This is a genomic window from Acetobacterium sp. (assembly GCF_036508315.1).
GTDB lineage: Bacteria > Bacillota > Clostridia > Eubacteriales > Eubacteriaceae > Acetobacterium.
Map to the genome: position 1 here is coordinate 1 of NZ_DATCHP010000011.1, position 16,865 is coordinate 16,865.

Genomic DNA, 16,865 nt, shown 5'->3' on the forward strand with positions numbered 1-16,865 from the left:
GTTTGAACAGCCAGTTCGCTCTGTGGCAATGAAAGGACTTGATCAAAATTCTGGATTTTTTCGTTTGTCACTTGTCTTTGATATAATTGAAGAGCTATTTGATGTTCCATTACATTTAAAGACCACCCATTTTGAATAGCCATTTTTGCGTACCACGCCATCTGATCAGGGTCTTTTAATTTATCAATCAGCATAATATTATGAGACCAGGTCAATTGTGCAGACACTGTCTGCACAATTGCAAAATCCGGATTAATCTGAGAAAAGCGCTTCATATATGTTAGGTTTCTCACCGAAAAACCTTTAACATGAGGAAACTCCAGCTTAATATCCATAACCAGGTTTTCAAGAAATTTATTACCCCATGTGCTGTTTTCAATAATAATATTCCCAATGTTCCAGTAAAGCATGATAAGTTCTTTATTGACCCCTAAAACCGCCTTGTACTGAGTCGATTTTATGCGTTTCTTCACATCAGTCAGTATATTGAAATATTCACTATTATTCATGAGCATTTTTCCATCACTCCTCCTAATCTTCATCTGGAATAAAATCAACGATATCCCCAATGTTACAGTCTAATACCTTGCAGATTTTTACCAGAACTTCCATACTCACAAACTGATTCTTGCCTAGCTTTGAGAGAGTGGACGTCCCTATTTTTGCTGACTTCATCAAATCTATTTTTTTCATACCTTTATCAATGAGAATTTTCCAAAGCTTGTTATAACTCACTGCCATAAAAACACCTCACTTTGCTTTTTTTTTTCATTTTATTATGTTTTGTTCTAAATTACAACAAATATATGATAATCAGGAATATAATTTTGTATTTTAGGAGTTATCATTTGCTTTTGCAAGGTAAATTTTGAAATGAAGTGGAAAGAAAGTTCCCAAATAATGCCCGCGACGTAAATATTGATCATTATTTTATATTTGTAATGCTTCTCTGCTTGTTTTTTCCTGCTGCTCCATTTCTGCATCCAGAAGAATGTCCTGGGTGATATTGTATAAGCAGACAGTAGACAGGCTATCCTGTTCGATGATGATGGGCTTCTTGCCGTTGAAGTTTTCCAGAAAAATTTTGTTTTTCAGTGTGTCATAAGCTATTATCTTCAAGTAATTCCAGAGCATGATTAATCTGTTGGCTGCTATACTTCTTTGGCCTGCTTTCTGTAAAGCCTTCTTTTTCCTTAGCAATGGCCATACCTTCTTGTGTTCGTTCTATTATCATTACCCGTAAAAAACTCCTTACATTTTGACGCTAAGTATTGACACCGTTCAACACCGCTATTTTACGTCAATGATTTATAGGTGTCAAAACTTAAAAGTTATGACACCAATCATGTAAAAATAACAAATTATCAATAATTATTGATAATTTTAATAGCATACAGTACACTAGTATCATAAATTAATTTATGATACTAGTGAAAGGTGGACGCAATAATGGCAAAGGAAACGATGAAAGCGAAAATTGAATGGCTCGAACATGAAAACGCGGAATATATCCAATTGAATCTGAGGCTTAATCAGGAAATAGCTGATATGCAGGAAAAAGCGGATCTGGCTTTCATAAAGAGTAACCATCAGATTCAATTGGAGCAGAAACTGGCGTTTCAAACAAAAAAAGCTGAAACATATGAGAGCCGTTTGAATTTCGAAAAAGAAAAAAGCGCTGCACGTATTGCGAAAATAGAAGAACTGGATGCTAAAAATAAGCGTTTAAAGGACGAAATAATTAGATTAAATGAAAAAGCGGATAAAAACACGCACAATGTAAGAAATGCAGGAAGAAAACCGAAGGTAAGCGAAAAACAGATCGTTGAAATTCAGATGATGCGTGATAAGGGGATGATGATCCAGGTGATTGCAAAAGAAGTTGGTTTAAGTTATGGGCTTGTCCAGAAGTATTGTAAGATTATCAAAAATTAAAAAATGATATTTTTCTAATTAACAAGTGTTCAATTAAATATATTGATAACATAAAGCCCTATAAGAGTGTTTTTGCTTATCCCCCTTTGAAGTACTGACTTCAAATCATCCCCAGTCAGTACTTCGAAGGGGAAAATCCCCTTCTGTCTTTTACGAATATTTTGCTGTTTGTGTTGCTGTAAATGCGTAATCCACGCCAACAATACTTAAACCGCCATCTAAATAGTTGCACGCTAATACATGGGTCTTTCAGCTATAAAATGTACATCCGTGCCAACAATACTTACTTTATAAATCTGCTTTTATAAGACTCTACCTCATCCATGCCAACAATACTTAAACCGCCGGCAGTGTTATGGCATCCAGTATGGGTATTTTTGCCCGTCCTCATCCATGCCAACAATACTTAAACCGCCGGCAGCCTGATCCAATTGATCATCACTTATGGGTTGTTTGTCTTGTGCTTCTTTAAAAGCAGCTTTAAATTCATCAGCTTTACAGGTATAACCCAATTTAGCAACAATCGCATCAAATTCTGCTTCTGTTTTAGCATCATTGATTTGTTTTGCCAATGCCTCATCTGTCAGCACTTTTGCGGCCAATGCTTTTGCACCATCAATACTCATGTTCTTCCTCCTTTTAAAAGTATTTTGGCTAAATCGTAAAATGAGTCAGCCAATATTTAAAATTAAATTGATATAGAATATCAACTAATTTTTCATGGCATTCCGCCTGGTTTTTATAAGGCCCACCGAATAATGCATAACATTCGATTTCCATATCTTCCAGACTTCTTTTTCCTGCACAGCGTAAAAGCAGCTCATACTCCAAAGGTGAAAGAGCCATGCCATCCAGTTTGGGGAACCCTTCGGCAAATGTCATGGTTCGCCATAATTCAAAGGTTCGTTGAGGATAATCTCTGGAGAAATCCAGTGATTCATCAAAGGCTTGTCCTTCATTTAAATAAATCATATCGGATTTCCTTCATGCCTTTGCAAAATTCTTCAATCCGCTCTCTGTTAAGGGTAAAGGTATCGTCCATGTTAATAATGTAGTTTAAATCCGAATTGTTATTTAAATTAAGTTTGATTTCCGAAAGCACCAAAGGGATGCTTCTCAATCGAACCTTATGCTTTCCCGGACTGGGGGCGCAGTAGGCGCATTGATAGGGACAGCCTCTGCCGGTAAAAATCAGCTTGCCATAGACATGATTTTTATGAAGAGAAGCGTGGTAGGTCGGCAATCAGCTGGGTATTATCAAAATCACAGGAAAAACCTACTGCCTCTGGCTTATTCTTTTCGATCTCTTCCAGTAGTTTTTCCGGTTTCCCGTAAAAAACAAGCGGTTCGAATCCACATTCATTAATGTTTATTTCATACCCTTATTCTTTATCATTTAACAAAGAATTAAGCTTAAACACTCCAGACCACATTGCTTAAAATTATCCCAAAGCCGTTCATGTCAAACTAGTGCCCTACATCCCAGCGGTATTGGCAAAGATTACCCTCTATTTAAGAATATACCATTTAATTAATGGTTTAAACAAAAGTAATACTGACTAGGGGGAGTGCATAACTATATTTACAGATATTGTCACAAGTAATCCCTACCATCACTAAAGTAACAACGACACATTAAAGATCTAGCTGTAGTTCTATTTGCACCTTAGACTGTGACCCAACGATAGTGTCAATACTTAAAAGTTTTGACACCAATAAATCATACAACAAGAATGTTAGCGTTTTTTTTCATAAGTATTTTTAAACTTTAATTTAAATAATTGAATATTTAAAATTTAATAGGGTAGAAAGTAATTGTAAAATAAATTTATAGGAGGAAAAAATGGCATTAAGTGCAAGAAATCAGTTAAAAGGTAAAGTTGTCGGTATTAAGGAAGGTGCAGTCAATGCAATTGTTACAATCGACATTGGTAATGGTAATGTGATTACTGCTGATATTACAATTGCAGCTGTAAAAGATCTTGGCCTCGCTGTTGGTAAAGAAGCTACAGCAGTAGTTAAGTCTACCTCTGTTATGGTAATGGTTTAATTCCGACTAATGAAATTAAAAAAGCTTCTGATGGATAATCCATCAGAAGCTTTTTTTAATATTTGGCATATTTTCTGCTGTGAATCGTTGCCATACCCTATATAAGCGTCTTTTAAAATCGCCTCACTTCGTGTTGCAATGTAACACGAAGTGAGGCGATTAAAATGGCTTTTTTGAAAAATCGGAAGATGACTATGACCTTAGTGTAATCAGCGAATATGAACAGGAAAAACCGGTTAAATTTTATTCAATGAGTGTGGTTATTAGTGAACTGGGCTTTGAAACTGAACTATGAAGTGCAGTTCAGCGACAAAGCCTTAAAAACTTTGAAACAGATAGATAAACATCAGGCAAAACTGATCCTTGCGTGGATCAACAAGAATATTTCAGAGTGTTGTGATCCACGCATCCAGGGAAAAGCGCTTGTCGGTGACAAAAAATATTATTGGCGATATCAGGTAGGTTCATATCGATTGATAGCGGAAATAGATGATGGCCAGGTTCGGATAAACATAATTAACATTGGTCATCAACGCGAGATCTATAACAGATAAGAATGGACGGGTTTGATAGTTTTAAATTGATCTGAGAAGTCGACTACGCCCGGGGGGATCTTCAAGTTGGGTATTTTTGCTTATTCCCCTTTTTCGGGGGGATGGGCAAAAATACCCTATTAAGATTTCACGTGCTAACTCTCTATTGAACTTTTGGACGATATGTGTAAACAACCCCTGATAAAAATTTGCTCTTACTTTCTTTATTACCTTTTTTTGGAATGAATAATCGATTTTTTTTATTTTAATTCTTATATAAGTCATTTCTTGACGGCTTATATAAGAGGTGATAAAATGATCAAAATAATTAAATATCGTCTTCATGAAAAAACAATCCGAATTGATCAACCTTTATTTTTGTGGTTTTTTAATCGATAGAGTATGGTTGGAAACGGCTATACTTTCCAGTGTGTAAAGGATGGTTTATTTCAGAAAATTGGCTGTTTTTTTAGAGTGGTTAATTTTTGTAGTTCTCCTCCTTTTCAATGTCATCACAGGGTTTTCCCTTTGATAAATATTTTTTAGGAGGAAGAAAATGAAAAAAAGATTAACATTACTTTTCATCGTTGTTTTTGTTTGCGCATTAGCCTTGAGCTTTGCAGGTTGTACTCCCGCGGCACCCGAGAAAAAAGCATTAGAACCGGGTTCCAATGGAACAATTATTCTTGCCACCACCACCAGTACCCAGGACAGCGGGCTTTTAGAGGCTATCTTGCCTGCCTTTGAATCCGAAACAGGCATCAAAGTTAATGTTGTGGCTGTGGGTACAGGAAAAGCCATTGCAATGGGCACCACAGGCGACGCCGATGTATTACTGGTTCATGCCAGAGCCCAGGAAGATGCATTTATGGCCGCTGGCTCCGGTACGGAACGTTTCGACGTTATGTACAACGACTTTGTTGTTCTGGGACCTAAAGCTGATCCTGCCCAGGTTAAAGTTAACGCACCTAAGGATGCCGTAGCAGCATTCACAGCCATTGCTGCCGTTCCTTCAACCTTTGTATCCCGAGATGATAAGTCCGGCACCAACACCAAAGAATTAGAAATTTGGCAAGCTGCCAACATTACACCTGAAGGCGACTGGTACATAAGAACCGGTTCCGGCATGGGAGACACCCTCACCGTTACCAATGAAAAACTGGGCTATACTCTGGCCGATCGTGCAACTTATGCCAATATGAAGGACACCATGTCAAATCTGGAAATTGTTTGCGAAGGCGATCCTATGCTTCTTAATCCATATGGCGTCATAACCGTTAACCCAGCCATTAATGCTAAAATTAATGCTTCCGGTGCAAAGGCTTTTGCTGACTGGATCGTTTCACCTGCTACCCAGGAGCTCATTGCTTCTTATAAAATCAATGGAGATCAAGTCTTCACACCAAGTGCAGCTCAACAATAGAAACTAAAAAACTAATTAGATCCTGGGGGGTTTATCTCCCAGGATTTTAAAAATGGAGAAGAAAATGAACTATATACTCAATGGTTTTGCGGAGGCCTTTCGCCTCCTCATTTCTTTTGACCCTGAAATTATACAAATCGTTCTTTTATCCCTTTATGTTTCCTTTTCATCTACCATATACGCAACCATTATTGGGGTCCCTTTCGGGATTCTTCTGGGAATTACAAACTTTAGAGGAAAACCAATCGTATCCCGTTTTCTTTATACCTTTATGTCCTTTCCGCCTGTGGTTATTGGTTTGTTTACAGCACTTTTTCTTGCACGCTCAGGCCCTTTCGGACAACTCGGACTCATGTATACTCCCTCTGCCATGATCATTGCTCAAACCATTTTGGTAACCCCTGTGATCATGGGCATTATCTTTAATCAATCCACCACCCGTGGTTATGAGATTGTGCTTACAGGAAAAACCCTGGGAGCAGGGAAACTAAATACGCTTTTTCTATTAATTTTTGAGCTTAAAGGGTCCATTATGATTGCACTGGTTACCGGTTTTGGCCGGGCGATTTCTGAAGTCGGCGCCGTCATGATTGTGGGAGGAAATATCAGGGGAGCTACCCGGGTCATGACCACTTTCATTGCCATGAATAATAACATGGGGCAGTACAGCACTGCCATCGCAATGGGGATTATCCTCATGACGATTTCTTTTATTACCAATTCCATTTTATATAAATATATTATAGGGGATATTAATGAATATCGAGACTAAAAACCTGATTAAAACTTATAATGATACTACCGTTCTCAATCTGACCGATGAACACAGCCGCCTTTTTTTTGAGTCTGGAAAAATTCATGGCATTTTAGGACCCAACGGATCCGGAAAATCAACCTTGATGAAAATTATGGCTGGACTCATTCCCCAAACCAGCGGAGACGTTTTGTATGACGGCCATCCGGAAGATTTTGATACCCAGAGAGCCATTACCTATTCCAGTCATCGTCCCATCCTTTTTTCCCGTTCAGTTTTTGAAAACATTGCCTACCCTTTAAAGATTCGCAAGCAACCCAAAGATGAAATTCAAAGCATCGTCACCGAACTCCTGGATGAATTTGAAATTTCAGAGATTCAAAACCATGACGCAAAAAAAATTTCCGGTGGGGAATCCCAAAAAACAGCACTGGCACGAGCGCTTTCCTTTTCACCACAAGTTCTTCTGTTGGATGAACCAACCGCCAATATTGACCCTAAAAGCGTTAAACTCATAGAGTCGGTCCTCCTCAAACGAATAGAATCCCAGGGTCTTACTGTTATTATTATTACCCATAATTTAAGTCAGGCCTTCCGCATCTGTGACACTCTTACCTTTTTAGATCAGGGGAAGTGTCTTTACTCTGGACCCTCCCATGGATTAATTGAATCCTCAAATCCTTTTATCCATGAATTTATTTCCTTCAATACCCTGAAAGCCTGACTTCCCATCAAAATTTTAAGCTATCATTAAAGTAAAGTTAGACAGAAACATTTTTCACTTTGTTCAAACTTTTTTAGATGCCCACATTAATTTCTATTATTTAGGCATAGTTGGGGTACGGCAACGATTCGTGTAAAAAACAGCCACAAAATAGTACTACTATTTTATGGCTGTTTTGACGTACTATAAGAAAAGTCAGAATTAACTCAACTTCATATTATGGTTATTTTTATCCATTCATAATTCTTTTTATAAATTCAGTTTTCATATTCGTATATGTTACTCTGTCTTTAGGATATTCGTTGGCTAACTGCAATTTTAAATCCTCATACATCCAGAGTTAGTTGATTTCCCCAGAAAGGAAAATAGCTTTAGTTACAAGTATAGCCGCAGACAGTGGAGTCTTGCCGACAATCCGTCTCTGCGATATGAAGAGTTGAAAAAATTGATGGAGCCATGATCCGTTTTATGAATGAAAAAGCCATGATAGGCGTGGTTCCCAGGCAGTTATGGCTGGATCAGGATCGAAAGATTATTGCCTTCAGAAAAAATGACTGCCTCTATATCTTTAACTTTCACCCAACCGAATCCTATGACAACCTTGAACCATCCATGAAAATGGCCGGTTCAAGGTCGGCTGTACCCGAAAAGCAATTATCGATGCAATTGATAAAGCAAATCATCATCTACCTTCAAAACAGGCCATAGAGAAAATTAAGCAGATCTGCTACAAGTATCATTTGGTTGATGATTAAAGGTTCACTGTACATTTATATATATAACAAGCCGTTTGGTTATTACATGGTTCTTAAAAACCCACCATTATCATCACTTGTGTGCAATAAATAACCATCTCCCTATACCCCACAATTAACCATTTTTTCAGACTTTTAGGGGGACATTTAATCCCTTAAAAGCCTTCCCCTTAACCATAAAATCTAATCTCTAACCAAATTAGTTAAATCCAGACTATACTTATTACAGAAGGCCTTCACAGACCTTATTTCTCTAACCGTTAATGTGCTGTAAATATCATGAAAATCCCTTATCATCCCTGCATCCCTCTAAAGCGTAGACTAAATTCTTGACTGCTTCAGCATCTTTCATCTGCTTAGCTTTTCTGTCTTTATTTATAACCATTTTTTGCAAAGCAAAGGCTGCCGGATTGGGAATGGACACCGGAACACCCTCATATCCCACTGTTATGATATTTTTCTCAATAACACTCATGTGTCCCAAAGTCTCTAGCTTGCCAAAATTCAAAGAATCTACCACAGGGATAGGTTTACCTATCTGTTTTGCTAAAAACTCAACCTCAAACTCATCTTTTACTAAGGTCACCACACCATTATGCCTAAATGCCAAATCATACCCCTTTTCCTGAAAAGCGTCTACCAAGGCTATCTTCTCCCTGGGTTTTCTGATGTTCTTCACTAAAAAATCTATATCCATTGTTTTCGTCGTCGAAATGAAGCTTTCCACAACATTGCATTGTTCATAAAGATATTCAGCCCAAGAACCTATCAATATAACATGCTCAAGCAAACCCAAACTATCAAGGATGGTCAACGTTTCAATAAAACTTTCTTTATATAACATCTACCTCAACCCCTTCCTGGCTATTTTTATGTCCTCCTGTAACCCTCGTATTGTTTTAATGTACTCTTTACGCTTGTCTACTTGTCTCCTGACAGCCTCTACCTGATCACCTTTAACATATTCATCTACTCGCTTACCCTCACCATCTCGATACTTTAAATAGTAGTAGACCTTATCCCCCCGTCGTCTTTCATACAACATACCTTTTGGTAGCTCCTTAAGTCGCTCCTCATAAACTGCTATATTTCGTTCGTTTCGCTCGATTTGCTCTTCTAAAACGTGCCTAAGTGACATCTTCAGCCCTCCAATACTCTTTTTACAATTATACACCACAATTAGCATTTTTTAAAGCATTTGTGGGACACATTTCATTTATTCAAAAAAGCCTGTATTTGCCTTTTTAGACACCTTGAAGTGCCTCGTCCAAAATCCCACACTTTCCAATTTTTGCTGATAAAAATGATCCTTGCGGGTCTTAACACCCTTTATCAAATATACATATTAAGGCAGACTGTCAAACAATCTGCCTCGGATATAGATACTTATTTGTTTTGAACAAAAGTATTAACCGTTGATCCCGGTGCAGGTGCACCCTTAGCTACTAATTTCAATACCTTCAAGTCTTAAGCACTTACTCTCAGTGCCTGACATAGCATTGTTGGCTACATAAGACTGCCAACCAATATCCTGCACATGGGTACAATATTCAATACCACCACTGATTGAGGGATCAAGAGTAATGTTAAACACGATACCAATATAACCTTTATCATACCTTAAGATCCCTTTTAGTACCGTTTTTTCATTATAGTTTTGGCTAATTAACTAATTGTTAATTTCAATCATAATTTTTATCTCCTTTTTTTATTATTTTTTCATCAAACGATTATTTCTTATTTTAATCTACCAGATTTGGATAATATTTGGATAAATAAGAATCTCCTGAATATTAATCGCCCGACCAGTGTGATAGTGTCCGAAGTACCATCTTTTATATTGGGGTACGGCAACGCCCTTAAGGGACCTAATACCAGCATAGCTGCTATTAATGCAAGGGTAAACTTTAAAAACCAGTAAAATAGCCATTCTAAGGCAATGTTTTCCCATATAATTTTCATCATTTTTGAATAATGCATAATTTAATCAATACGTTGATATTACTGCATTTTAGCTTTTACTTTACACTTATAGCAGCTTCGCTGGTACTACCCCAAATAAAAAAAGACGTCCCTCAAAATTGGGGACATCTCATAGCCGAATTTTCGACTTTGATACTATCTGGGCTTTAATTATGTGCTTTTGTCTTGGGAACAATAGCCAAAGTATAACCTAAAGGATCCAAGAGTTTAAAGAGCGTGTCAATTCTAGGCGTTGCCTTTAGATTCTCCAGGCGTGCAATGGCAGGCTGCTTTAATCCAGTTAAATCAGCAAGCTTTTTTTGGGACAGCCCGCTTTTCTCCCTGGCTTCGATCAGCTTACCGATAAAAGCGACCTCAAATTCAATTTCAGATCTTTCTGAATCCGTTACAAAACTAGGATCATTATAAAGATCATCGAATTCTGTAAAATCTTCATTGCTTATTTTAATACTCATTATTTGCACGTCCTTTCTTTAAAATCTTTCATAAGAAGTTTTGCCTTAGCAATCTCTTTTACAGGTGTCTTCTGCGTCTTTTTGTGGAAATAGTGAAGCAATATAAAAGTATCGTCTTCATTTGCATTGATTATAACATATTCGTTATATATAAGTCAAAATAATAGAGATCTTAAAGCACTGTATATGGGAGCCATTAATATACGCCTTAATGTGTGATAGGCATAAGATTAATATATCAAGATATATTTCTATACAACAACATCAAAATCTGCTATAATGACCATAGAATCTATGGTGCATAGACTCCATAAAAAAAGTTGCGAAAATGAAAAACCCCCAGATGCCCGTCTGGGGGTTTTTCTCTAGGTTAAGGCCAAAAGACCCGCACCAGGGACACAATAGCAGCTGCCAGTTTTAATTGATGAAATAATGACAAACAAAAAACACTAACCGCACCTGATAAGTAGATTAGTGTTTTTTTTAAGAACAACTGGTTATTTCGGGCTAACCGTTCACTGGTAGCACCTTTTGTGTCTATATTATACCGCATTTGCAATTTTCTGTCAATATGACGTAGGGACACTTATTCACCATTAACCTCAATACTCCGGCTTCTCAATTTCTGAAAAAACTGTCGATATATAAAGTTCAATTTGATGATATCGCCCTGTTTCACCATATTTCTTTGCCTTCGGGTTTTCCCCAATTTACTTCGGTTGGTTTATAGTCATCCCCAAAACCAGCAAAGAGTTCTTGAATGGTCTTACGTTTTGCAACCGTCTTACTTTTTTTTATAATAATAGTTTCCCCTTCAACATAAATCTCAACCGCATCACGATCGGATAGGTTTGCACTGTTTAATAGGTGTTTTGGTAGCCGAATGCCCTGTGAGTTACCCCATTTTACGATTGTTGTTTGCATTTTTTATCACCCCTTCTATTAGTATACACATAGTGTATACTAATAGAAGGGGTGATAGTTAACTCAATTTTCGTCTTGACAACCCTTGCCAAATTGATACAATTATAAAAAAAGGAGGTGTATCAAAATTGAATAATGATGAGAAAACCTACGTGACTGTAAAAGAATTTGCAGACATGACAGGTAAAACAACTCAGGCAATTTACAAACGGATTAAAGAGCCAAGTATGCTGGAATTTGTGAAAATTAAAAACGGTCACACATTGATAAGCACAGATGCCTTGGATTTATTTAATATAAAAACGGCTGATAAACCAATAAAAAAGGATTTGCAAAGTAATGTAATTTTACCAAGTAATGTAAGCTGGGCATTCGATATTTTAATCGAACAATTAGCAACAAAAGATGTGCAAATCGCAGCAAAAGATGCACAAATCGCGGAGTTAAATGCGCGATTAAAAGAGGCCAATCAATTATACCAAAACAACCATTTATTATTAGGAACCCAGGACAAAAAACTGAAATAGCAGAAGTTTTGGGAATAGATGTTGCGGAATATTATTCCATTACTTAATATTTGCTTAAATTCTATTGGAAACGTTCAATTTTTCCATTAAAGCATCCTGAAGCACTCTGGACACATTAATATTTGCCTTATCTGCCTCTAAATTAAGCCAGTTCGGCAAGGTCACGTTTCGTCTAACCGTCTTATTGTCAAGCCGTCGGCGATATTCGGAAAAATCAACATCCACTAACGAAACAATGCTTTCGCCGTCATCGGCAAAGGTGCCGTTCAAAGCGTCAATTTGACTCAGTTTTGACGGTAGTGGAATTTCTTGATTATTGTCCTGGATGCAAAGACCTTTTAAACCAATGGCATCACGGGCCATATCAATCGCATCGGCCATATCGACGCCCTCGGTTAATATCTTTAAATCGGGAACTTCGACCAAAACAACATTTTCGGTTTGTGTGAAAATAACGGGAAAGATAGTTTTCGTATAGGCCTCGTCATCTTCCAGGCCTAGTTCTTTAGCAACTTCTGCCATTGAATAAGTTGTTTTATCAGGATCGGCCTCGTATTCTGCTATTACTTTTAAATCATACTCATCCTCTATTTTCTCAAAAAAAGCTTCTTTGATTGCTTCAGACAAATCAATACTGTGAAGCTTTGCATAACTTTCCATCCAGGCCTTTTCTTGATCCGAAACACTTAACGATACATATGCCATAACAGCCACCACCCTAGAACTCATAATGTGACCACATGCTTATGATAATAACAACTTTTTTATCCTCGTCTACCTTGTAAACTAACCTATGTTGCTGATTAATACGTCGAGAGTAGAGATCCTTATACTTACCACTCAACTTTTCATATGAGGGCGGGTTTTTTTGATAGGGGTTCTCCTCTAAGACCCGAATTAGCTTCTCAGCATTCCTTTTGAGTATAGATCTTTCTTTAATCTTACCCTTATCTTTCTGTGCGGCTTTTGAGATAACAATCCTATACCCTTTCACCATTCAAAATCCTCGCAACCCTCAATACCCAACTCTACACCTTCATCCAATCTTTCTTTCATACCCGGTATGCTGATCAGATATATTGTTTCTAACATACTATTATAATCCTCCTCACTTATAATAACAGCATTACCTTTTTTAGTGTTTACATTAATCACATCATTATATTCAACGGCTGAATTTAGATACTCAAATAAATTCTTTCTTAAATTAGTAGCATTTATATTTGTCATTTTTTCGCCACCTCCATTTGTGTACATCATAACGTACATTTAACAAAAAGTCAATCACACAGATGTGAAAAAACGCTCTAAACTTCGAATTTCCTTTTCAGACAAATAATTTTTAGCGACTGTCACATCCGACTGCAAAATCCGCCCGTCAGGCGCGTTTTTCCTTCAATAGCACCATGCTGAGTGGTCTGTTCAATTTATTTGAAAGTTAATTTGGATTGGTAAAAAAATGCGTCACAGTTGATTTAATAATAAGAAATGTTATAAGTTTTTAAAAACAATATTTAATGATATTATATTCCTAAACAATAAAATTTAATTGTTAACCAGATTAGGGGGTGCATTATGCCAAAAAATGATAATATGCTAGGAATTTTATGGATGCTGAATTCAGGTACAAAAATAACTGCAAAGCAAATATCCGAAAGGTTAGAAATAAACATACGATCAGTTTATCGTTATATGGATGCACTGTGTGTTAGTGGAGTGCCAATAATATCGGAGCCTGGTCATAACGGCGGATATAGTTTGCTTAACAATTTTATCCGAGCACCCCTGTTTTTTGATCTTGAAGAGAAAAAATCACTTTTGCATGCTGCTGTTTTTGCAATGGAATCAGGATATCCTTTTATGGAATCACTAAATAATGCAACATCAAAGTTAAAGATGTTTTCGAATCAAGAACAAGAAAAAGTTCTCAATCGTCATTTAGTTGGATTTGAAGTAGTGAGCCGTATTTGCGATCCAGCTGTCAAACCTATATTAATGGCACTCGAGCAAGCTGTTGCAAATGAATGCTCTATGGAAATTGAATACTGTACAGGTTATGAAGGGCATCCGAAGCATAGGGTTGTTGACCCCTATGGGATGCTTTACTGGAACAATAAATGGTACGCTATTGCATTTTGCCATCTTAGGAATGAAATTCGTAACTTTAGGGTAGATAGAATAATAAATATTATAAGCACTAAAAATACGTTTAAGCGTCCTGAAGCTTTTTCGGCACGTAAGTTTTTTACAGAAAGCTTATTATCGAATATAGAAAGTAAAGTAGGACTTTGCACTTTAGTAATTGAGGGCAAGTCAGAAGCATTGAATGACCTAAGTGCACATTGGTTTTTAGGATATCATCTGATAAAACGAACTGAATGCAGAACGATTTTTTTAATGGATGAATACTCAATCCATACCTATGTTCCTCATATTCTACTTCCATATGGTAAAGCAATAAAGGTGCTTGAACCAAATAGTTTTAAAGCTGCTATGGCATCAATTCTTAAAGATTTGCTGGACTATTATCTCCACTGACTGAATTTGTCAGTAAAGATAATATATAATTGATTAAGATGGAGCTTGAAACCATCCTGTGATAAATAGTACTAATAAAATGAAAGTGGAGGAATAGAAAATGAAAAACAAAGTATATCTTTATGTATTTGATACAATGGCAGACTGGGAAATAGGTTATTTAAGTACTGAAATCAATTCGGGAAGGTACTACAAAAAGGGATTAATGCCTCTAAAAATAGTAACTGTAGGAATTAACAAGAACCCTATTACTACAATGGGAGGTTTAGAAATATTGCCAGAAATTGAACTTAAGGAGTGTAGTATTGAAGAGACAGTTGCTTTGATTCTACCTGGTGGGAATACATGGACAGAAGCAATTCATGCTCCCATTATAAGAATGGCTGAAGAATGTTTAGAGAAAGGTATTGTTGTAGGGGCAATTTGTGGTGCTACAATAGGACTTGCTATGGAAGGAGTATTAAATAAGCGAGCTCATACAAGCAATGACCTGGGATATCTTAAAATGGTCTGTCCAAGCTATGCAGGAGAAAAATATTATAAGCAAGAATACGCAGTAACTGATAGAAGCTTGATTACTGCCTCTGGAATAGCTCCTCTTGAATTTACTTTGCACATATTGAAAATTCTAGAGGTGTTTTCACCACAAACCTTAGATTCTTGGTACAATCTTTATAAAACTCAAGATGCAAAATATTTCTTTGAGTTGATGAGCTCGATTCAATAGTAGAAAATTGAGTGAATCAAAGTTATTTATATAAATATAAAAGTATAAAGCCAAATGCGGAGTTGGAGATTATTATAGACTTTCAAGTGAGTCTGTTTCAAAGTTTATGTAAACTTCCATGATTGATATAGAATAAATATAAGTCATGGAGTTTTTTTATGGAAAGAAGTTAATACTACTCTGAAAGCTTATGAACCAAATATATCTATGCTTCTTCAAAGGTTAAAAGAACGCTATAAGGGGTAGAGCCAACATTTCTCTTATTCACACCAACAGGAACAAAAACGACTATAAATCAAGTAATATCAAGAAAAATTCTATTATATTATTAGCATTGCAAATACTCACTACCAATCACGAGAACTTAAATTGTTGATAGAAAAAATATCGAAAGCCATTAAGGAAAAAAATAGGTAATTCACTATGGAAGATAAGTATTATTTCTATTAAACCATGTGTCATATTCTTCGTAAAAGGCGCACTAACAAGGTGATAGCCTTTTTGTTTTGACTACTTTATGATCATCATATTTTGGCTACTTTGCCCATTGGACACCATTTAGAGTATAAAAATTAAGAACTTCATGATCTATAAATGGTTAGCGTATAATTTCCGCGTTTTGATGCCTATACCCCTAGAATAAATCCTACATGTTCAACGTATTGACATTGCACATAATTTATCCTTTAATATATATAATAATATAGAAAGGTGTGTTCAATATGGCTACAACAAACGTCACAATTCGAATGGACGAGGAATTAAAGAAACAGGCTGATGACTTATTTTCTGACTTGGGTCTGTCGATGACAGCGGCTCTAATTGCGTTCACAAAGCAGGCTGTTAAAGAACAGCGCATACCGTTTGTCATCTCTCGGAATGTACCAAATGCCGAAACGATCTGCGCAATTGAAGAAATTGAGAAAATGAAACGTAATCCCGAAATCAATAAGGGATACGATGATGTCGACGAGATGATGACCGAGTTATTAAATTGATCTGATTTATTCTGAACACGAATGCACATGACCTAAACGGATTGTGTGCTCTTTTTTTTTTTGATATTGGCGGATGTATATGTTATACAAATGTTAGACGATCGCAACCGCGGGAGGCTCGATCACTCGATTTTTAATGACCGGTGGTGCTGCCTAAGGTGGCTTTATATGCAACATAGTGCTTTTGAAAAGACGATAAATTTGTCGATCACAGCGATTGATCACAAGAATTATTTCTAAACTGATGCACATGGCCAACTCGGCTGTGTGCTATTTTTTTTATATGATTCGACGGCAAATTATGCTAAAAATATCAGCCAACCAATGAGTTGGTCGCACAGCGCCCAATAAGCTGTCACAACGTGGTCACTATTGTGCTAACTATGTGACAGGCTCCACAAATGACGCATCACCGTATGCCCGAAAATGACCAAAAATATGACCACAATTGTGCCAACACGAATGATGGTCGCACAACGCCCAATTCGGTGTCACAAAATGGTATTCATATTGGCCAACGTGTGACCAGTGATATAAAA

28 protein-coding genes and 1 riboswitch are annotated in these 16,865 nt (G+C 36.7%); of the genes, 11 read left to right on the plus strand and 17 right to left on the minus strand.

Features of this window, described 5'->3' with window-relative positions:
- The 4 genes from VIK44_RS01425 to VIK44_RS01440 form a co-directional block, all read right to left on the minus strand.
- Positions 1 to 509 (minus strand): DUF1016 N-terminal domain-containing protein (locus VIK44_RS01425; RefSeq protein WP_331552054.1); only part of this gene is annotated, 509 nt, incomplete at its 3' end.
- A gap of 22 nt (positions 510 to 531) precedes the next feature.
- On the minus strand, positions 532 to 741 hold the full coding sequence (locus VIK44_RS01430) for a helix-turn-helix transcriptional regulator (protein ID WP_331552055.1): 210 nt from the start codon (positions 739 to 741) through the stop codon (positions 532 to 534).
- A 189-nt stretch (positions 742 to 930) separates the two neighbouring features.
- Positions 931 to 1,119: a hypothetical protein gene (locus VIK44_RS01435; RefSeq protein ID WP_331552056.1), complete on the minus strand. Its 189-nt coding sequence runs from the start codon at positions 1,117 to 1,119 to the stop codon at positions 931 to 933.
- Positions 1,100 to 1,234, minus strand: coding sequence for a hypothetical protein (locus tag VIK44_RS01440; RefSeq protein WP_331552057.1), 135 nt, complete (start codon positions 1,232 to 1,234; stop codon positions 1,100 to 1,102). Before VIK44_RS01440 ends, VIK44_RS01435 begins: the two co-directional genes overlap by 20 nt.
- A gap of 215 nt (positions 1,235 to 1,449) precedes the next feature.
- Between VIK44_RS01440 and VIK44_RS01445 the strand changes: the two genes are divergently transcribed.
- Positions 1,450 to 1,935, plus strand: a complete 486-nt coding sequence (locus tag VIK44_RS01445) for a helix-turn-helix domain-containing protein (RefSeq protein ID WP_331552058.1) — start codon at positions 1,450 to 1,452, stop codon at positions 1,933 to 1,935.
- Positions 1,936 to 2,288: 353 nt separating this feature from the next.
- On the opposite strand, the gene VIK44_RS01450 is transcribed toward VIK44_RS01445, so the two are convergent.
- The 3 genes from VIK44_RS01450 to VIK44_RS01460 are packed head-to-tail and all read right to left on the minus strand — an operon-like array spanning position 2,289 to position 3,178.
- The gene (locus tag VIK44_RS01450) at positions 2,289 to 2,561 is read right to left on the minus strand and encodes a Nif11-like leader peptide family RiPP precursor (protein WP_331552059.1); all 273 of its coding nucleotides are present in this window, start codon (positions 2,559 to 2,561) and stop codon (positions 2,289 to 2,291) included.
- A 28-nt stretch (positions 2,562 to 2,589) separates the two neighbouring features.
- The gene (locus tag VIK44_RS01455; protein WP_331552061.1) at positions 2,590 to 2,907 is read right to left on the minus strand and encodes a hypothetical protein; all 318 of its coding nucleotides are present in this window, start codon (positions 2,905 to 2,907) and stop codon (positions 2,590 to 2,592) included.
- Complete coding sequence (locus tag VIK44_RS01460; protein ID WP_331552062.1) at positions 2,891 to 3,178, minus strand: hypothetical protein; 288 nt, start codon at positions 3,176 to 3,178, stop codon at positions 2,891 to 2,893. The genes VIK44_RS01455 and VIK44_RS01460 overlap by 17 nt, the downstream gene beginning before the upstream one ends.
- Before the next feature lie 600 nt (positions 3,179 to 3,778).
- Here VIK44_RS01460 and VIK44_RS01465 point away from each other — a divergent pair.
- The 5 genes from VIK44_RS01465 to VIK44_RS01485 all read left to right on the plus strand — a co-directional run bounded on the left by VIK44_RS01465 (position 3,779) and on the right by VIK44_RS01485 (position 7,419).
- Positions 3,779 to 3,985 (plus strand): TOBE domain-containing protein, encoded by a 207-nt coding sequence (locus tag VIK44_RS01465; protein ID WP_331552063.1) that lies wholly within the window; start codon positions 3,779 to 3,781, stop codon positions 3,983 to 3,985.
- 278 nt (positions 3,986 to 4,263) lie between these two features.
- Positions 4,264 to 4,539 carry a type II toxin-antitoxin system RelE/ParE family toxin gene (locus VIK44_RS01470; RefSeq protein ID WP_331552064.1) on the plus strand — a complete coding sequence of 92 codons (276 nt, stop codon included), beginning with the start codon at positions 4,264 to 4,266 and terminating at the stop codon, positions 4,537 to 4,539.
- Positions 4,540 to 4,860: 321 nt separating this feature from the next.
- A riboswitch (molybdenum cofactor riboswitch) is annotated at positions 4,861 to 4,975 on the plus strand.
- A gap of 99 nt (positions 4,976 to 5,074) precedes the next feature.
- The gene (locus tag VIK44_RS01475; RefSeq protein ID WP_331552065.1) at positions 5,075 to 5,941 is read left to right on the plus strand and encodes a substrate-binding domain-containing protein; all 867 of its coding nucleotides are present in this window, start codon (positions 5,075 to 5,077) and stop codon (positions 5,939 to 5,941) included.
- Between the two features lie 64 nt (positions 5,942 to 6,005).
- A complete protein-coding gene (locus tag VIK44_RS01480) occupies positions 6,006 to 6,713 on the plus strand; it encodes an ABC transporter permease (RefSeq protein ID WP_331552066.1) in 708 nt (235 codons plus the stop codon).
- Positions 6,697 to 7,419 (plus strand): ABC transporter ATP-binding protein, encoded by a 723-nt coding sequence (locus VIK44_RS01485; RefSeq protein WP_331552067.1) that lies wholly within the window; start codon positions 6,697 to 6,699, stop codon positions 7,417 to 7,419. The genes VIK44_RS01480 and VIK44_RS01485 overlap by 17 nt, the downstream gene beginning before the upstream one ends.
- A 229-nt stretch (positions 7,420 to 7,648) precedes the next feature.
- On the opposite strand, the gene VIK44_RS14175 is transcribed toward VIK44_RS01485, so the two are convergent.
- On the minus strand, positions 7,649 to 7,753 hold the full coding sequence (locus VIK44_RS14175; RefSeq protein ID WP_414637038.1) for a GrpB family protein: 105 nt from the start codon (positions 7,751 to 7,753) through the stop codon (positions 7,649 to 7,651).
- Positions 7,754 to 7,887: 134 nt separating this feature from the next.
- Between VIK44_RS14175 and VIK44_RS01490 the strand changes: the two genes are divergently transcribed.
- Entirely contained in the window at positions 7,888 to 8,127 is a 240-nt protein-coding gene (locus VIK44_RS01490) for an alpha amylase C-terminal domain-containing protein (protein WP_331552068.1), read from the plus strand.
- A 324-nt stretch (positions 8,128 to 8,451) separates the two neighbouring features.
- On the opposite strand, the gene VIK44_RS01495 is transcribed toward VIK44_RS01490, so the two are convergent.
- The 6 genes from VIK44_RS01495 to VIK44_RS01520 form a co-directional block, all read right to left on the minus strand.
- Positions 8,452 to 9,018 (minus strand): GSU2403 family nucleotidyltransferase fold protein, encoded by a 567-nt coding sequence (locus tag VIK44_RS01495; RefSeq protein WP_331552069.1) that lies wholly within the window; start codon positions 9,016 to 9,018, stop codon positions 8,452 to 8,454.
- The gene (locus VIK44_RS01500; protein ID WP_331552070.1) at positions 9,019 to 9,312 is read right to left on the minus strand and encodes a hypothetical protein; all 294 of its coding nucleotides are present in this window, start codon (positions 9,310 to 9,312) and stop codon (positions 9,019 to 9,021) included.
- A gap of 300 nt (positions 9,313 to 9,612) precedes the next feature.
- Positions 9,613 to 9,768 (minus strand): hypothetical protein, encoded by a 156-nt coding sequence (locus tag VIK44_RS01505; protein ID WP_331552071.1) that lies wholly within the window; start codon positions 9,766 to 9,768, stop codon positions 9,613 to 9,615.
- A 535-nt stretch (positions 9,769 to 10,303) separates the two neighbouring features.
- On the minus strand, positions 10,304 to 10,612 hold the full coding sequence (locus tag VIK44_RS01510) for a helix-turn-helix transcriptional regulator (protein ID WP_331552072.1): 309 nt from the start codon (positions 10,610 to 10,612) through the stop codon (positions 10,304 to 10,306).
- Positions 10,612 to 10,764, minus strand: a complete 153-nt coding sequence (locus VIK44_RS14180) for a type II toxin-antitoxin system RelE/ParE family toxin (protein WP_331552100.1) — start codon at positions 10,762 to 10,764, stop codon at positions 10,612 to 10,614. The genes VIK44_RS01510 and VIK44_RS14180 overlap by 1 nt, the downstream gene beginning before the upstream one ends.
- A gap of 523 nt (positions 10,765 to 11,287) precedes the next feature.
- The gene (locus tag VIK44_RS01520; protein ID WP_331552074.1) at positions 11,288 to 11,536 is read right to left on the minus strand and encodes an AbrB/MazE/SpoVT family DNA-binding domain-containing protein; all 249 of its coding nucleotides are present in this window, start codon (positions 11,534 to 11,536) and stop codon (positions 11,288 to 11,290) included.
- Positions 11,537 to 11,664: 128 nt separating this feature from the next.
- On the opposite strand from VIK44_RS01520, the gene VIK44_RS01525 reads away from it, so the two are divergent.
- Positions 11,665 to 12,063: a hypothetical protein gene (locus tag VIK44_RS01525; RefSeq protein ID WP_331552075.1), complete on the plus strand. Its 399-nt coding sequence runs from the start codon at positions 11,665 to 11,667 to the stop codon at positions 12,061 to 12,063.
- 54 nt (positions 12,064 to 12,117) lie between these two features.
- Here VIK44_RS01525 and relB read toward each other — a convergent pair whose 3' ends face one another.
- From relB to VIK44_RS01540, 3 genes are read right to left on the minus strand one after another with little or no spacing between them, the layout of a single operon-like run.
- Positions 12,118 to 12,768 (minus strand): type II toxin-antitoxin system RelB family antitoxin, encoded by a 651-nt coding sequence (gene relB / locus VIK44_RS01530; protein WP_331552076.1) that lies wholly within the window; start codon positions 12,766 to 12,768, stop codon positions 12,118 to 12,120.
- Positions 12,769 to 12,781: 13 nt separating this feature from the next.
- Positions 12,782 to 13,060 (minus strand): Txe/YoeB family addiction module toxin, encoded by a 279-nt coding sequence (locus VIK44_RS01535; RefSeq protein WP_331552077.1) that lies wholly within the window; start codon positions 13,058 to 13,060, stop codon positions 12,782 to 12,784.
- Positions 13,054 to 13,293 (minus strand): type II toxin-antitoxin system Phd/YefM family antitoxin, encoded by a 240-nt coding sequence (locus VIK44_RS01540; protein WP_331552078.1) that lies wholly within the window; start codon positions 13,291 to 13,293, stop codon positions 13,054 to 13,056. The genes VIK44_RS01535 and VIK44_RS01540 overlap by 7 nt, the downstream gene beginning before the upstream one ends.
- A gap of 345 nt (positions 13,294 to 13,638) precedes the next feature.
- Between VIK44_RS01540 and VIK44_RS01545 the strand changes: the two genes are divergently transcribed.
- The 3 genes from VIK44_RS01545 to VIK44_RS01555 all read left to right on the plus strand — a co-directional run bounded on the left by VIK44_RS01545 (position 13,639) and on the right by VIK44_RS01555 (position 16,326).
- The gene (locus VIK44_RS01545; protein WP_331552079.1) at positions 13,639 to 14,601 is read left to right on the plus strand and encodes a helix-turn-helix transcriptional regulator; all 963 of its coding nucleotides are present in this window, start codon (positions 13,639 to 13,641) and stop codon (positions 14,599 to 14,601) included.
- 100 nt (positions 14,602 to 14,701) lie between these two features.
- Positions 14,702 to 15,328 carry a type 1 glutamine amidotransferase family protein gene (locus tag VIK44_RS01550; protein ID WP_164946729.1) on the plus strand — a complete coding sequence of 209 codons (627 nt, stop codon included), beginning with the start codon at positions 14,702 to 14,704 and terminating at the stop codon, positions 15,326 to 15,328.
- 722 nt (positions 15,329 to 16,050) lie between these two features.
- A complete protein-coding gene (locus VIK44_RS01555) occupies positions 16,051 to 16,326 on the plus strand; it encodes a type II toxin-antitoxin system RelB/DinJ family antitoxin (RefSeq protein WP_331552080.1) in 276 nt (91 codons plus the stop codon).
- Positions 16,327 to 16,865: the final 539 nt, after the last annotated feature.

Coding starts and splice junctions, on each gene's coding strand:
- VIK44_RS14175 (WP_414637038.1), bottom strand. CDS start 7,753: ATGTATGAGGATTTAAAATTGCAGTTAGCCAACGAATATCCTAAAGAC.
- VIK44_RS01490 (WP_331552068.1), top strand. CDS start 7,888: ATGAATGAAAAAGCCATGATAGGCGTGGTTCCCAGGCAGTTATGGCTG.
- VIK44_RS01520 (WP_331552074.1), bottom strand. CDS start 11,536: ATGCAAACAACAATCGTAAAATGGGGTAACTCACAGGGCATTCGGCTA.
- VIK44_RS01440 (WP_331552057.1), bottom strand. CDS start 1,234: ATGATAATAGAACGAACACAAGAAGGTATGGCCATTGCTAAGGAAAAA.
- relB (WP_331552076.1), bottom strand. CDS start 12,768: ATGGCATATGTATCGTTAAGTGTTTCGGATCAAGAAAAGGCCTGGATG.
- VIK44_RS01450 (WP_331552059.1), bottom strand. CDS start 2,561: ATGAGTATTGATGGTGCAAAAGCATTGGCCGCAAAAGTGCTGACAGAT.
- VIK44_RS01550 (WP_164946729.1), top strand. CDS start 14,702: ATGAAAAACAAAGTATATCTTTATGTATTTGATACAATGGCAGACTGG.
- VIK44_RS01485 (WP_331552067.1), top strand. CDS start 6,697: ATGAATATCGAGACTAAAAACCTGATTAAAACTTATAATGATACTACC.
- VIK44_RS01545 (WP_331552079.1), top strand. CDS start 13,639: ATGCCAAAAAATGATAATATGCTAGGAATTTTATGGATGCTGAATTCA.
- VIK44_RS01510 (WP_331552072.1), bottom strand. CDS start 10,612: ATGAGTATTAAAATAAGCAATGAAGATTTTACAGAATTCGATGATCTT.
- VIK44_RS01540 (WP_331552078.1), bottom strand. CDS start 13,293: ATGACAAATATAAATGCTACTAATTTAAGAAAGAATTTATTTGAGTAT.
- VIK44_RS01475 (WP_331552065.1), top strand. CDS start 5,075: ATGAAAAAAAGATTAACATTACTTTTCATCGTTGTTTTTGTTTGCGCA.
- VIK44_RS01480 (WP_331552066.1), top strand. CDS start 6,006: ATGAACTATATACTCAATGGTTTTGCGGAGGCCTTTCGCCTCCTCATT.
- VIK44_RS01495 (WP_331552069.1), bottom strand. CDS start 9,018: ATGTTATATAAAGAAAGTTTTATTGAAACGTTGACCATCCTTGATAGT.
- VIK44_RS01555 (WP_331552080.1), top strand. CDS start 16,051: ATGGCTACAACAAACGTCACAATTCGAATGGACGAGGAATTAAAGAAA.
- VIK44_RS01445 (WP_331552058.1), top strand. CDS start 1,450: ATGGCAAAGGAAACGATGAAAGCGAAAATTGAATGGCTCGAACATGAA.
- VIK44_RS01500 (WP_331552070.1), bottom strand. CDS start 9,312: ATGTCACTTAGGCACGTTTTAGAAGAGCAAATCGAGCGAAACGAACGA.
- VIK44_RS01455 (WP_331552061.1), bottom strand. CDS start 2,907: ATGATTTATTTAAATGAAGGACAAGCCTTTGATGAATCACTGGATTTC.
- VIK44_RS01535 (WP_331552077.1), bottom strand. CDS start 13,060: ATGGTGAAAGGGTATAGGATTGTTATCTCAAAAGCCGCACAGAAAGAT.
- VIK44_RS01430 (WP_331552055.1), bottom strand. CDS start 741: ATGGCAGTGAGTTATAACAAGCTTTGGAAAATTCTCATTGATAAAGGT.
- VIK44_RS01465 (WP_331552063.1), top strand. CDS start 3,779: ATGGCATTAAGTGCAAGAAATCAGTTAAAAGGTAAAGTTGTCGGTATT.